Annotated in this window: 13 protein-coding genes; 8 read left to right on the top strand and 5 right to left on the bottom strand. The window is 38.6% G+C overall.

Annotated elements, in window-relative coordinates; translation table 11 throughout:
- Nucleotides 1–14 precede the first annotated feature (14 nt).
- From SKC36_RS07565 to SKC36_RS07540, 6 genes are all read left to right on the top strand, one after another.
- Complete coding sequence (locus tag SKC36_RS07565) at nucleotides 15–1,778, top strand: ABC transporter ATP-binding protein (RefSeq protein ID WP_459453421.1); 1,764 nt, start codon at nucleotides 15–17, stop codon at nucleotides 1,776–1,778.
- Between the two features lie 119 nt (nucleotides 1,779–1,897).
- Complete coding sequence (gene ilvD, locus SKC36_RS07560; protein WP_459453422.1) at nucleotides 1,898–3,574, top strand: dihydroxy-acid dehydratase; 1,677 nt, start codon at nucleotides 1,898–1,900, stop codon at nucleotides 3,572–3,574.
- 89 nt (nucleotides 3,575–3,663) lie between these two features.
- Nucleotides 3,664–5,406, top strand: a complete 1,743-nt coding sequence (ilvB, locus tag SKC36_RS07555) for a biosynthetic-type acetolactate synthase large subunit (RefSeq protein ID WP_459453423.1) — start codon at nucleotides 3,664–3,666, stop codon at nucleotides 5,404–5,406.
- 10 nt (nucleotides 5,407–5,416) lie between these two features.
- Nucleotides 5,417–5,947, top strand: coding sequence for an acetolactate synthase small subunit (gene ilvN, locus SKC36_RS07550; RefSeq protein ID WP_459453646.1), 531 nt, complete (start codon nucleotides 5,417–5,419; stop codon nucleotides 5,945–5,947).
- 51 nt (nucleotides 5,948–5,998) lie between these two features.
- Nucleotides 5,999–7,042, top strand: coding sequence for a ketol-acid reductoisomerase (gene ilvC / locus SKC36_RS07545; protein WP_459465472.1), 1,044 nt, complete (start codon nucleotides 5,999–6,001; stop codon nucleotides 7,040–7,042).
- 467 nt (nucleotides 7,043–7,509) lie between these two features.
- Complete coding sequence (locus SKC36_RS07540) at nucleotides 7,510–8,649, top strand: 2-isopropylmalate synthase (protein ID WP_459465470.1); 1,140 nt, start codon at nucleotides 7,510–7,512, stop codon at nucleotides 8,647–8,649.
- Here SKC36_RS07540 and SKC36_RS07535 read toward each other — a convergent pair.
- A complete protein-coding gene (locus SKC36_RS07535) occupies nucleotides 8,646–9,734 on the bottom strand; it encodes a mechanosensitive ion channel family protein (protein WP_459465468.1) in 1,089 nt (362 codons plus the stop codon). The two genes, SKC36_RS07540 and SKC36_RS07535, sit on opposite strands and share 4 nt — an antisense overlap.
- A gap of 143 nt (nucleotides 9,735–9,877) precedes the next feature.
- On the opposite strand from SKC36_RS07535, the gene SKC36_RS07530 reads away from it, so the two are divergent.
- On the top strand, nucleotides 9,878–11,161 hold the full coding sequence (locus tag SKC36_RS07530; RefSeq protein ID WP_459465466.1) for a hypothetical protein: 1,284 nt from the start codon (nucleotides 9,878–9,880) through the stop codon (nucleotides 11,159–11,161).
- 8 nt (nucleotides 11,162–11,169) lie between these two features.
- A complete protein-coding gene (gene lptC, locus SKC36_RS07525; RefSeq protein WP_459453428.1) occupies nucleotides 11,170–11,715 on the top strand; it encodes an LPS export ABC transporter periplasmic protein LptC in 546 nt (181 codons plus the stop codon).
- Here lptC and SKC36_RS07520 read toward each other — a convergent pair.
- From SKC36_RS07520 to recN, 4 genes are read right to left on the bottom strand one after another with little or no spacing between them, the layout of a single operon-like run.
- Nucleotides 11,712–12,143, bottom strand: coding sequence for a c-type cytochrome (locus tag SKC36_RS07520; protein WP_459453429.1), 432 nt, complete (start codon nucleotides 12,141–12,143; stop codon nucleotides 11,712–11,714). The two genes, lptC and SKC36_RS07520, sit on opposite strands and share 4 nt — an antisense overlap.
- Nucleotides 12,144–12,728, bottom strand: a complete 585-nt coding sequence (locus SKC36_RS07515) for an SCO family protein (RefSeq protein WP_459465464.1) — start codon at nucleotides 12,726–12,728, stop codon at nucleotides 12,144–12,146.
- A gap of 28 nt (nucleotides 12,729–12,756) precedes the next feature.
- Nucleotides 12,757–13,152, bottom strand: coding sequence for a hypothetical protein (locus tag SKC36_RS07510; protein ID WP_459453432.1), 396 nt, complete (start codon nucleotides 13,150–13,152; stop codon nucleotides 12,757–12,759).
- A gap of 10 nt (nucleotides 13,153–13,162) precedes the next feature.
- A complete protein-coding gene (gene recN / locus SKC36_RS07505; RefSeq protein WP_459465462.1) occupies nucleotides 13,163–14,827 on the bottom strand; it encodes a DNA repair protein RecN in 1,665 nt (554 codons plus the stop codon).
- Nucleotides 14,828–14,855 lie beyond the last annotated feature (28 nt).

Below are 14,855 nucleotides of genomic sequence, written 5' to 3'. Positions count from 1 at the left end.
ATTAGACGTAATCCATGAAATTATTATTTACTTATTTAAGTCATTACCGCTGGCGTGTGGTGGGAGCCTTGGCCCTCGCTGCAACTAACCAGATTTTCTCCTTGATGGATCCCTATATTTTTAGGAAAATCATCGATGATGTAGCCGCGGTATATCGTTCGAATACCCATACGATGGATCAATTCATACAGGCTATTTGGCCTTTGGCATTGGCTTCCGTAGGTGTGGCATTTGTTTCTCGCGTGGCCAAAAATTTCCAGGATTATGTCATCAATACAGTAACTCAAAAAGTAGGAGCAAATCTATACTCCGATGGTATTCGTCACTCATTGGAGTTACCTTATGAAACATTCGAAGATCAGCGCTCAGGTGAAACCCTAGGTAAGCTTCAAAAGGTGCGGATAGATGTGGAGAAATTAATTACGGTAGGAATTAATATCCTTTTTCAATCAGTCATTGCCCTCATTTTTATTTCTGTCTATGCCTTTTCGGTTCATTGGATGATATTGCCCTTATTTTTGGTGACGGGTCCCTTGATCGCTTTTGTTTCTTCAGTCTTGAGTAGAAAAATTAAGACCATTCAGATTCAAATTGTCAAGGAATCAACGGCATTGGCGGGTTCTACCACTGAGTCCTTACGTAATATTGAATTGGTTAAATCCCTAGGATTGGCAGATCAGGAAATTCGACATTTAAATGCAACTACAGAAAAAATATTGTTGTTGGAGCTTAAGAAAGTACGTTATGTGCGGTCCATGGCTTTTGTTCAAGGTACTTGTGTGAATTTATTGCGTATGTTGATGGTAGTGGTTTTGATTTATTTGATATATCAAGGTCAAATTACCATAGGTCAATTCTACTCCTTAAATATTTATTCTTTCTTCTTGTTCAATCCATTGCAAGAGATTGGAAATGTGGTTAATACCTACCGGGAGGCAGAAGTTTCCCTGCAGAATTTTGAGCAAATCTTGAATATACCCGTGGAGAAAAAACCAGATAACCCTAAAGCAATCTCCTCCATTCAAACGTTACAATTTGACCAGGTAAGCTTCCAGCATCAATCAGCCAATTCGGAGGCCTTGAACAATATCAGTTTTGATGTCAAAGGTGGTGAAACCATCGCTTTTGTGGGGCCTTCGGGTGCAGGTAAATCAACTTTAGTTAAATTATTGGTGGGTTTATATCGTCCAAAGAAAGGCAAAGTCTTTTATAATGGAGAAGAGGGCGAGCAAATTGATTTTGATCAACTAAGAAAGAAAATTGGATTTGTGACCCAGGATACTCAATTATTCTCAGGTTCCATTCGTGAAAATTTATTGTTTGTAAATCCGAATGCTTCCGATGCCCAATGTTTAGAAGTTTTAGAAAAAGCAGCCTGTCAAACCCTGTTGGCCCGTGCTGATAAAGGTTTAGATACCTTAATAGGTGAGGGTGGAGTTAAGGTTTCGGGAGGGGAAAAACAACGATTAAGTATAGCTAGGGCCTTATTGCGTGATCCTAATTTATTGGTCTTTGACGAGGCAACCTCGGCTTTAGACTCTTTGACGGAAGAGGAAATTTCCGAGACCATACGGGCTATATCTCAGGAGGCTGAGCACTTAACGATTTTGATTGCGCACCGTTTATCAACCATTATGCATGCTACTCGAATTTACGTTTTGGAAAAGGGGCGTATTGTAGAGCAAGGTTCGCATGAACAGTTAATTGAAAGTAAAGGTTTGTACTATGCGATGTGGCGTCAGCAAGTTGGAGAAAATAAATCTGACCAAAGCTTGTAAGAAACCTTTAAAAAATTTTGCAATTCCTTGATTACCCATACATTATTTGGGAAACTTTTGTTTCGAACAAATAGGATTGCGTATATTTGTTGTTTGAAAAAATTTCATACCAAAAGACTATGTCATTAAATAAGTTTTCCAAAACTCTTACTCAAGAGATTACAAATCCTGCAGCTAAGGCGATGTTATATGGAATCGGATTAAGTTCTGAGGACATGCAAAAAGCACAAATTGGAATTGCTAGTACAGGTTACGAAGGTAACCCTTGCAATATGCATTTAAACGGATTGTCGGTTCATGTGAAAAAGGGAATTCAAGAGAACGGCATGGTGGGTTTGATTTTTCATACTATCGGTGTATCAGATGGAATGACTAATGGAAATGATGGTATGAGTTATTCTTTGCCATCTCGTGACATCATAGCCGATTCCATTGAGAATGTGGTTGGTGCGCAATGGTATGATGGCGTGATAGCTGTGGTTGGTTGTGATAAGAATATGCCGGGAGCCATGATGGCCTTGGCACGTTTAAACCGCCCAGGCATGTTGGTTTATGGTGGAACCATTAAATCGGGTTTATACAAAGGTGAGAAATTAGATATAGTATCGGCATTTGAAGCTTTGGGAAAGAAATTTGCTGGAAGTATTTCAGATGAAGATTATGAAGGAGTGATTCGTAATTCCATCCCTGGACCAGGGGCATGTGGTGGAATGTATACCGCCAATACTATGGCCTCATCCATGGAAGCCATGGGTTTGGTACTGCCTAATTCATCCACTTACCCGGCCACTCATGAAGGTAAAAAGGAAGAATGCTTAGCAATAGGTGCCGCGATGAAAGTATTATTGGAGAAAAATATTTGTCCAAGAGATATCATGACTCGCCATGCCTTTGAGAATGCGATGACAGTAGTTATGGCATTAGGAGGGTCAACCAATGCCGTATTACATTATTTAGCGATAGCTCATTCTGCGGGTATTCAATTTACCTTGAAAGATATTCAAGATATTTCTGACCGCACTCCATTATTGGCTGATTTAAAGCCTTCTGGAAAGTATTACATGGAAGATGTCTTGGCAATCGGAGGAATGCCAGCTATTTTGAAGTACTTGTGGAAAGAAGGGTATATTCATGGGGAGTGTTTGACTGTAACCGGAAAAACCATGGCTGAGAATTTAGCCGAAGCTCCAGATTTGAATTTTGAAACTCAAAAAATTATATATCCAGTAGCTACCCCAATAAAAGCAACCGGTCACTTACAAATATTATATGGTAATTTAGCTACTGAAGGGGCTGTAGCTAAAATTACAGGAAAAGAAGGCGAGCGATTCGAAGGAACAGCTAAAGTATGTGAGTCCGAGGAAGAAGTGATAGAATTTATCTCCAAAGGAGAAATTAAACCAGGTCATGTGGTAGTTATCAGAAATGAAGGGCCAAAAGGTGGACCAGGTATGCCTGAAATGTTAAAACCAACTTCCGCATTGATGGGAGCTGGTTTAGGAAATAGTGTGGCGATGATTACCGATGGACGATTCTCAGGAGGAACACACGGTTTTGTCGTAGGTCACGTAACACCAGAAGCGCAAGAAGGAGGTAATATTGGTTTGGTGAAGGATGGGGATAAAATCACCATCGATGCCGTGGATAATCGCATTATCTTACATGTATCTGATGAAGAATTGGCAGAGCGTCGGAAGTTATGGAAACCTATGGTTTCAAAGCATACTTCTGGTGTTTTAAGAAAATACATCAAAAATGTATCTTCCGCCAGCTTGGGTTGTGTCACTGATTTGTAAAAAATGACCAATTCAATTTTTTTCTAGATGTGTATGACTTAAATTAGTCGGACCGTTTAAATGAAACAAAATAAAGATCTGTTAATATCATGGGAAAAACCCAATTAGAAACTACTCAACCTACATCAACTCAATCCTCAAATATTAAAACTGGGGCTCAAGCGGTTATGCAATCGTTGGTTGAGCAGGGGGTGAGTACCATTTTCGGATATCCAGGTGGTGCAATTATGCCTACCTATGATGCCTTATTTGATTATCGAGATCAATTAAAGCATATTTTAGTTCGCCATGAACAAGGCGCTGGACATGCAGCTCAGGGTTATGCCCGTATGCTGAATAAAGCAGGTGTTTGCCTAGTTACTTCAGGTCCGGGAGCTACCAACTTAATTACGCCTATTGCTGATGCCATGTTGGATTCTACACCTATGGTTTGCATTGTAGGTCAAGTGAGAGCCAATTTATTGGGGACAGATGCTTTTCAGGAATGTGATGTCATTGGAATGTCCATGCCAATAACTAAATGGAACTACCAGATTGTAGATCCAAACGAGATACCAGAAATTATTGCGAAAGCATTTTACATTGCGGAGAGCGGAAGACCTGGACCCGTTTTAATTGAAATAACTCGTTCTGCGCAAGCAGAAAAGATGACAATTCCTTTTCAATACAAGAAATGTGAATCGATTATATCTTACAAGCCTAGGTTAGAGCCCAAAGTAGAGCATGTGGAGGCCGCAGCCAAATTGATTAATGGAGCTAAGCGCCCTTACATTTTGGCAGGTCATGGGGTTTTAATTGCGCAGGCAGAAAATGAATTAAAGGAATTTGTGGAAAAAACAGGTATTCCTGTAGCAACAACCTTATTGGGTATGTCAGCCATGGATGCTGACCATCCGCTTTTTGTAGGTTGGCCAGGCATGCATGGAAATTATGGAGCCAATGTTTTAACCAATTCTTGCGATGTGTTGATTGCCATTGGTATGCGTTTTGACGACCGTATTACTGGTGATTTGAGTACCTATGCCAAACAGGCTAAGGTAGTGCACATTGAGGTTGACCCAAGTGAAATTGATAAGAATGTGAAGGCAGATGCACCTGTAGTAGGTGATGCCAAAGCCGCTTTAAAAGCCTTATTACCTTTAGTTAAAAAGGCTGAACATACCGAGTGGAGAGCTGAGTTCCAGAAGTATGATGATGAGGAATATGAAAAGATTACCAAGAAAGATCTTTATCATGAAGGTAATCAAATCAAAATGGGTGAAGCGGTAGCTTTATTGTCAGATAAGACCAAAGGGGAGGCTGTTGTGGTAACAGATGTGGGACAGCACCAGATGATTACCAATCGTTATTACCGTTTCAAAAAACATAACTCTATCGTAACGAGTGGTGGTGCGGGAACCATGGGCTTTGCTCTTCCTGCCGCTTTTGGAGCTAAAGTGGCGGTACCAGATCGTGAGGTTGTTGCCGTGATTGGCGACGGTGGTTTTCAAATGACTTTACAGGAGTTAGGAACCATTACTCAAAGTGGTTTACCGGTAAAGATTATTATTTTGAATAATAACTTTTTAGGTATGGTTCGTCAATGGCAATCCATGTTCTTTGATAATCGTTATTCATTTGTTGAATTACAAAACCCCGACTTCATTACCATTGCCAAGGGTTTTGGAATAGATGGACATACCGTGAGTGATCGAAATAATTTAGGGGAGTCAATAGACACATTATTGAATTCTAAAAAGCCTTATTTATTAGAAATTATTTGTGAAAAAGAAGAGAATGTGTTCCCTATGGTACCTGCAGGTGCATGTGTAACCAAAGTAATGCTTGAGTAGAAATTATATGTTGACAACTTACACTATATCGGTATTTACCACCAACACGATTGGACTTTTGAATCGTATCACCATCATATTTACCCGCAGAAGGTTAAATATTGAATGTTTGACGGTTTCAGAGACTGAACGTAAAGGGGTATCTCGTTTTACCATTGTGATTCGCAATGAGAACCGGGAGATCGTAGAGAAATTGGTACGTCAAATTCGTAAGATTACGGATGTATTGGCGGTTTTTGGCTATTTGGATGATGAAATTGTATTCAATGAAATTGCATTATTTAAGATAGCTACACCTTTAGGTTCCCCCGCTTTGGACGTTAAAACCATTAATTTGGATTGGAATGCCAAAGTGGTGCATTGGGGTTTAGAATATGTGGTGGTGGAAAAAAACGGTTCAGAGGAAGAAATCAATGAATTCTATGCCTATTTAAAGCAATGGGAAATATTGGAATACATTAAATCTGGACGAGTGGCAGTAGGCAAGACCGAAAAAGGCCTGGTGGAATATTTGCCAGAAGGAGATTGGGAAATTGTATAAAATTGAAAGTATAATAGATTAGAAAAGAATATAAATTAAACAAAAACGAAAATGGCAAAGATTAATTTCGGTGGGGTTGTTGAAGATGTAGTAACAAGAGAAGAGTTTCCATTAGAGAAAGCTAGACAAGTATTGGCTGATCAAACAATCGCAGTAATTGGTTATGGAGTACAAGGTCCAGGTCAAGCATTGAACATGAAAGACAATGGTTTGAATGTGATTGTGGGTCAACGTAAAGGAAAGACTTATGACAAAGCTGTTGCTGACGGCTGGGTTCCAGGTGTTAACTTATTTGAAATTGAGGAAGCACTTCAAAAAGGAACGATTATCTGTTATTTACTTTCAGATGCGGCTCAAATTGAAATGTGGCCTACAGTGAAGAAATATTTGACTGCAGGTAAGTCATTGTACTTCTCTCACGGATTCGGTATTACCTACAAGGAGAAAACAGGGATTATTCCTCCAGCAGACGTAGACGTATTCTTAGCTGCTCCAAAAGGTTCAGGTACATCTTTACGTCGTTTATTCGTAGAAGGTAAAGGTTTGAATTCATCTTTTGCTGTTTATCAGGATGCTTCTGGAAAAGCTCGCGAGAAATGTATCGCTATGGCTATTGGGGTAGGTTCTGGTTATTTATTTGAAACAGATTTCTACAAAGAAGTAACTTCTGACTTAACAGGTGAGCGTGGTACTTTGATGGGAGCCATCCAAGGTATTTTTGCTGCTCAATATGAAGTATTACGTGAGAATGGTCACTCACCTTCAGAAGCTTTCAATGAAACAGTTGAAGAATTAACTCAATCATTGATGCCATTAGTGGCTGAGAATGGAATGGATTGGATGTATGCCAACTGTTCTACTACCGCACAACGCGGAGCTTTAGATTGGTGGAGACCTTTCAAAGATGCTACTAAGCCAGTATTTGAAAAATTATATAATTCAGTAAAGACTCAAGCGGAAGCTGCTCGTTCAATTGATTTGAACTCTCAGCCAGACTACCGTGTGAAATTAGAAGCTGAATTAACAGAGTTACGTGAATCAGAAATGTGGAGAGCAGGTGCTGCTGTACGTAGCCTTCGTCCTGAGCGTAGCTAGTTTATCGCTTATTTGAAAAAAAGGGGCAATTTATTGCCCCTTTTTTTATGGGTAAAAAATAAAATAACGCTCATTTTTTTTAACGCTGTCAAGGTTTCAAACCTTGACAGCGTTGAGCGTTTAACGATTTTCAAAACTTTTTTATTGTCTAATTTCAATCAAGTTATTGATATTATCTCCCTTAAAATTAAGTCTAATTGTTCCTCCAATAGGTTGGAGTTGAGCCTGCCGGCATTTTATCACATAAAAATTGATTTTATTTAATAAAATTTTATTCTAGACTTACGTGTGTAAAAGGATTTTTAGTCTAATAATTTCATATAAAAAAGATTATTATACTTTATAATTCTATTTATTCTGGTTTTTGTGGATTTTTAATCTAAAATACGAATGTTTGGAGTCTATTCTTTTTTGGTAAATAATGTAATTAAAGCTAGTTTTGCCAACTAATTAACAGAAACAAACCTATGAATAATCGTATACAGATTTTTGATACAACTTTACGCGATGGAGAACAAGTACCCGGTTGTCAGTTAAACCGTGAGGAAAAAATTGAAGTTGCGAAAGAACTCGAAAAATTAGGTGTCGATATCATCGAGGCTGGTTTCCCTATTTCTTCTCCTGGTGATTTTGCATCTGTTAAAGCTATTGCTGAGGTAATTACGGAAGCTACGGTTTGTGGTTTGACTCGAGCAAAAAAAGAAGATATAGATGCTGCTGCAGAAGCTTTGAAGCCGGCACGTAAACCTCGTATTCATACGGGAATTGGCGCCTCTGATGTTCACATCAAGCATAAATTCAATTCTACTCGTGAAAAAATTATTGAGCAAGCTATTTGGGCGGTACAATATGCCAAATCCTATGTAGAGGACGTCGAGTTTTTCGCAGAAGACGCTGGCCGGGCTGATTTACCTTTTTTAGCTCAACTTACTCAAGCAGTCATAAAAGCGGGTGCTACGGTAGTAAATTTGCCAGATACCACAGGTTATTTATTGCCACATCAAATGCATCACCGAATTTCTTACCTTTTTGAGCATGTAGATAACATTCACCAAGCAACCATTTCCATGCACAATCACAATGATTTAGGTTTGGCAACAGCGAATACCATTGCAGGAATTCAGGCAGGTGCTCGTCAAGTGGAGGTAACCATTAACGGAATTGGTGAGAGAGCAGGAAATACCTCATTGGAAGAGGTGGCTATGATTTTAAACGTTCACAAGGACCTAGGATTTTCCACAGGGATTAATCCTAAGTATTTATATCCGATCAGTAATTTAGTTTCCAATTTAATGGGCATGCCGGTTCAAGCGAATAAAGCGGTAGTTGGTGCCAATGCCTTTGCCCATTCCTCTGGAATTCATCAAGATGGTTTCTTGAAACATGCACAGAATTACGAGATTATGAATCCTGAAGATGTAGGCGTGCCATCTTCTGCCATCTTATTGACTTCACGTTCTGGCCGTGCTGCCTTACGTCACCGATTACAATTACTAGGTTTTGAATTAGAAAAATCAGAGTTAGATAAATTATACACACGTTTCCTATTGATGGCCGACGAGCGTAAAATGATTCATGATGAAGATTTGAAAGAACTAGTTGGTTAATGCATGTTGGGTGCGGTAGCACTGCTCACCAAGTTGATGCCCGCCTCATGTAAACAATGTAAAATATTTAAATTGATCTCTTGTTTCACGTTTTGGAATTTCCCAAAATCACTTGTTTGAACAAAATAAGTCACAGAGATATCTAAAGAATAGGTACCAAAGCCCTCAAATATTATTTTGGGGGCTTTTTTCTTGCATAGAGGTTCTGATATTATTATTTGCTCTATTTGCGGAAGCACAGTTTGTATCTGCTCAGGCTTGCTCTGAAGCGAGCATGATAAAGTATATTTTGCCCTTCTGAATTGCCGCTCACTCATATTTTCCAATGACTGCGAAGTTAACAAGCGGTTAGGGATCATGATTAGATTACCATCCAAGGCCCTCAATCGCGTACTTCTAAATCCGATTTTTTCAACATCCCCTGAGATGCTTCCTACTTGGATGCTATCACCTACCACAAAAGGCAAATCCAAGAAAATGGTGAAGGATGCGAATAGATTTTCTAAGGTTTCTCTGGCAGCTAAGGCTAAGGCTAATCCCCCTAATCCTAATCCTGTTATGAGTGCCATCACATCTACTTGGAATACCCTTCCCAACAAGACAAATCCAGATCCTGCAATAATAAACACCATGCCTAGGTCGTTCAGGAAGGGAATGAATTGTTGTTTCGACTTCTGCTCAACACCCTGCCACTTTTGTTGCGCAATCAAAATGATGACTTTCAACATCCGAACTATTAACCAAGTAAAAGTGATAATGACCGCCGTTTCAAATGCTTTTTGTAATAAAAAAAGCAAGCCAAATTTCTCTACAGGATTAAAATGCCAGCTACTCGGCACATGTAAATATTGAATGCTGAAATAGAGAAAAATCCAGAATAATAAAAGCTCAACGGGCTTTCTCAATAATTGGATACAATCTTGAACTTGAATAAACTGATTTGGTAAAAATCGAAAGATGATTTTTGAAAAGGAATTAGAGAAGAACCTTCTCAGGACCAAGCCAATAATCAATATCCCAACAAAAAATAATATATCCTCCGCCGAATTTTCCAATAAATACCAATTAGCCAATGCTTCTCTCATCTGAATTATCAATTTTGCCCCCAAATATAGAGAATAACTTAGTCGAATGTGAAAAAAAAGTACGACCTTTGCAGACTTACAGGCTAAGCTGTATGGTAAATTATTTTATGATTCTTCGTCCTTTGTTTATCCAAATTTCTACATTGAAAACAAGTTACGGCTTGTTTTTAGCACTTAGCTTATTAATTAGTGCCTTTGGTAGCTTTCAGTCTTCAGCTCAAACTATCTTGAATTCACCATTATCCTACATCGGAATGGGTGAGCTGGATGAGGGTGGAAGTCCAACAAATGCCATGATGGGAGGCCTAGGTGTTTCCAATTCCAATGGTATCTATACCAACATGCTTAACCCTGCACTTTTAGCAAGAAACCGATATACGGTATTTGAGGTGGGGGCAAGATTAGAACTTAAAGAATTACAGGATACTCGTCAACGCCAACAAGTTTTTGGAGGTAATTATCATTCCCTTAATTTAACCTTACCTATTACAAGTCGTTGGACAGCTTCCATCGGTTTTCGTCCACATTCTTCCGTAGAATATGCTACCCGATCTTTCCGTCGTTTGAATTTATTGGGTGTAGATAGTTTAATTTATAGCTATGACGGAAAAGGTGGAGTGACCAAGTTGACGATAAACAATGGCGTGAGGATTGGTAAAGAATTCTACCTAGGTTTAGGAATTGATTATTTATTTGGAACCGTAAATCGGAATGTTTCTACCCAGAATTTATCTGATGGACAATATTATAAGATACAATTAGAAAATCGTATTGATTATTCAGATTTCCTTTTTAGAGGTGGTTTGGCCTATAGGAAACAATTAAAAAATGATCTATACCTTAATCTTGGTACTTCTTTTGATATTAGCACTACCTTAAGTTCCAAACAATTGAAGCGCTTTGCCATTATGGATCTTTCAGGAATTACGACAATCAATGCCGATACCTTGAACAAATCCACACCATTTTCGCAAAATTTACCAGTGTCTCAGCACTTTGGAATTAGTCTTGAAAAGTTGGCAAAATGGATGATCGGAATTGATTATTCAAGAACAGATTGGACTAAAGTAGATAATAACTTAGGCCGTTCATCTAAACTACCGGTGAGTACTCGTTGGTCAATCGGTGGAGAATATACTCCCGATTTTGAAGCTATCTCTAATTATTTCAAAAGAACAACTTATCGGGCTGGATTCAGTTATGCCACTACTCCCTATGATTATCTAGGAAATGGTAAATATGCCGTTGATAAATATGTTAGCCTTGGAATATCTTTACCACTGAGAAATTTATCCTATTTGAATATCGCTTATCAAATTGGTAAACGTGGTGTACTTGCTGAGAATGGTTTAGAAGAGCAATACCAAAAAGTTACCATTGGCTTAACACTCAGTGACCTTTGGTTCCAAAAGGTGAAACTCAACTAATTTCCCTCATGCGCGATTTGAGAAATCTCTTTTTGCTGCTTGTTTTGTCGATTGTTTCTCTGGCTTGTCGGGAAGAGAAAACGGCCAAAAATCTCATTTATGTAGGTCCTAAATCTGAATTGTCCGACATCGATATGGTCTATTCAGATTCGGCTAGGACCGTAGTCCGAATGGTCACACCCTCTCAAATCACCTTATATTCGGAAGACCGAGTTTATCCTAAAGAAGTAAAGCTTTGGTTTTATGATAAAATGGGAAATGTTACCTCTCAAATCCGAGGGGATTCAGCCCATTTTTTTAAACAGAAAAATTCCTATAAACTTATGGGGAATGTTCAGATTTTTAATGTGCAACAAAATGAAACATTAAAGACGGAAGAATTTATCTGGTTGCCAGAAGAAAAGCGAGTATTTACCGAAAAGCCTGTTCAAATACGGACCAAGAAAGAGATTATTTATGGTGTAGGGATGGATGCCGCACAGGATTTCACCCATTATTCCTTACGTCATGTAACGAATTCGGTGCTGACGGTGGAAAGTCTGCCAACCGACTAAGGACAATTTTTTAGGGCCAAACGAGCACTATCCAAAGGAAATATTCGAGGATCATTCCCCCACTTATCCCGCAGGTAAGTGATAATCTCAGCCACATCCAATGCTTCCAATTTAGCATTTCCTGGCATGTAATTTTGATAAGGTTTTTGGTTTACTAAAATGGCCTCTTTTTGTCCATTCTTTATGATACAGGCAATTTGATTTGCATTTAATCTTTTCCAAAGATCTGTTTTAGCAAGAGGAGGATATAAATCTTTTAATCCCGATCCATCCTTCTGATGGCAATTTTCACAATGTTTCTCATACTGCATCATGCCTTCCACCACGTATTGTTGCCTAAAAATTTCCTCCTTACTTTGGCAGGAAGTTTGAGCAATACATACAGCTAAAATGGCCATCAAGCCTAAAAAAGAAGGTATTTGTTTCATTTATTTTTCTTTCAGTAATAATTCGATGTCCTCAATTAAATGGTTGACCTCCTGTTCCTTCGTTCCATCATAAATTCCGCGAACATGCTTTTGCTTATCTACTAAAATGAATGCACCACTATGAACAAATCCTCCCGCTTCATTTTTGTCCTCCTGTGCAGTCACCATAAAGCTTTTTTGTCCCAATTCATAAATCTTAGCCTTTGCCCCTGTGACCAAATTCCATTTCGGCGACTTGATATGTAATCTATCAGCATATGCTTTTAAGACATGGGGCTGATCAAAGTCTGGGTCAATACTAAACGATAATAAAGCTAATTGGTTTTCATTGGCGTATCGTTCATACAAACGCAGCATTTGCGTTTTCATTTTTGGGCAAATAGTTGGGCATGATGTGAAGAAAAAATCTGCCACATAAATTTTTCCCGCATAATCTCGATCACTGACCCAAGAAGAATCCTGATTTAAAAATTGAAAGGCGGGAATTTGCCGATAAAGGGTATCTACTTTTCCCTGTTTGATGATGGTCTCCTTATTTCCCAAAATGGGTAATGTTTTCTTTTCCTGGCAAGCGGCAAGTAGCACCCAGGAGAAGATTAATAGGTACCAAAATCTATTTTTTATATTGATTGGCGGCATTTAATGTGGAGTCGGTTAATGTTTCTACGCTCTTAAGTTTAGTAAATTGGTCATGGAGATAAATCATTTTTGCTTTGAAATCCATATTAGACAAAGAATCAATGGAATATTGATGCATCCAGTTCATCATTTCATTGTCAGCTTTATCCAAGGACTGAATAAGTTTTTTCACATGAACAGAATCTGGGCCTTTACTCATGCTGTCCAAACTAGTTTTTAATTGAATAATTTGCTCAGTTTTGGGCATAAGTTCATCATGCAATGTCATCACTGAATCATTTAATTCCTTGACTGCGGTTTCTTCCGATTGACTACAAGAAACAAGTAATCCTACTAGTAAAATTAGGCTAAATAATGGGATCGATTTCATATTGGCTTATCTAAATGGTATTGGTTTTCATTAATTTTCGAACATTTTCTTTTAAATCTTTGTAGCCGGATTGCCCGCCGATCATTTTAGCGATTTCATCAATTCTTTCTTCTCCAACTAAGGTTTTTATGCTGGAAACCGTTTTCTCCCCTTCATGATTTTTGTAAACAAACCAATGCGTTTGACCTGTTACAGCGATTTGAGGTAAATGGGTGATGGCAATCAACTGGTGCTTTTGACTCATTTGAGTGAGCATTTGGCCCATTTTAATGGCAATTTCTCCCGAAACCCCTGTGTCAATCTCATCAAGAATAAGCGTAGGTAATGCTCTTTTTTGTGCTAATAAATGCTTAATAGATAACATTAATCGACTTAATTCACCACCAGAAGCAATTTGTTTAAATGGCTTGGGAGCTAGCCCTTTATTAGCAGAAAAGAGTAATTGGATTTTATCTTGTCCTGTTTTAGATAATTTACCCGTTTGAATATCCCAGGCTAAACTTGCATTGGGCATGCCCAATTGTTGTAGGGAATTTAGTAATGTTTGTTCGATCGAATCCAAGCATTCTACTCTACTTTCATGTAGTTCAATGGCTTTTTCTAAAGCTAGATTTTCTGCCAATTGAAGCGCCTGGTTTGCATCGGCTAAGGCTTGATCAAGGTTTTCGTGCTGGGATAATTCCTCTTCCACTTCTTCCCGAAGAGCCATGAGCCTTTCCACATCTTTTGCCTGATATTTGACTAAAAGCCGATTTAATAAATCCAGTCTTTTTTGACACTTTTCCAATGCCACTGGATCTGATTGAAACGATTCAGCCTCAGCCTCTACTTCGGCAGATAGATCTTTTAATTCAATCCATAAGGATTGAATTCGTTGATTCCACTGATCAAATGACTGAGCCCACTTAGATAAACTTTGACTCAACTGGCGAGCTTGGCCAATTTGCTCCATGGCTGCTGTTTCCGATAAGCTCAGGTAATTTGCTAATTGAGCTAGCTTTTCTAAGATTTGTTCTGAATTTTGTAGTTTTTGTAATTGCTCGCTGAGTTGTTCATATTCCCCAGGTATCAGTTGGGCCTTATCTAATTCCTCCCATTGAAATTGAAGAAAATCAATCGCTTGATTGCCTTGTCGAGCCTTTTGAGCCAATTGCTCTTGATGATTTTGAGCCGCAAGAAAAGCCTTATAAGCTTTTTCGTAAGATGCTTTCAAAGGCTGATTTTGGGCAAAATCATCCACTAGTTCCAAGGCAAAATCTGGGTGCCCCATCCAACCATTATCTTGTTGAGAATGTATATCAACCAGCTCTTGCCCTATCCGTTTCATGCTTTCCAGTGTAACTGGGCTGTCATTGATAAAACTTCTAGACTTTCCTTGAGGATTTATTTCACGTCGAATGATGCAAGGATCTTCAAAATCAATATCCTCTTGTTGAAAAATTTCCTTTAAATGTGGGTAAGCAGCAACCGAGAATGTACCCTCAATGACACATTTTTTTTGATCATCATACAAACTTTTGCTGTCGACTCTTTGCCCCAAAAGCAGTGAAATAGCTCCTAATAGGATGGATTTACCTGCTCCTGTTTCGCCAGTTATCACAGTGAGACCCTCCGCCAGATGTAAATCAAGCTGGTCAATCAATGCATAATTTTGAACCTCTAAGTGCCTAAGCATGAATTTGAAATGGATTCTTAAATTTACA

The sequence above is a fragment of the Aquirufa sp. OSTEICH-129A genome, from assembly GCF_054558355.1.
Note: the sequence above shows the minus strand (reverse complement) of the source record. Positions and strands in the feature narration are given on the sequence as shown.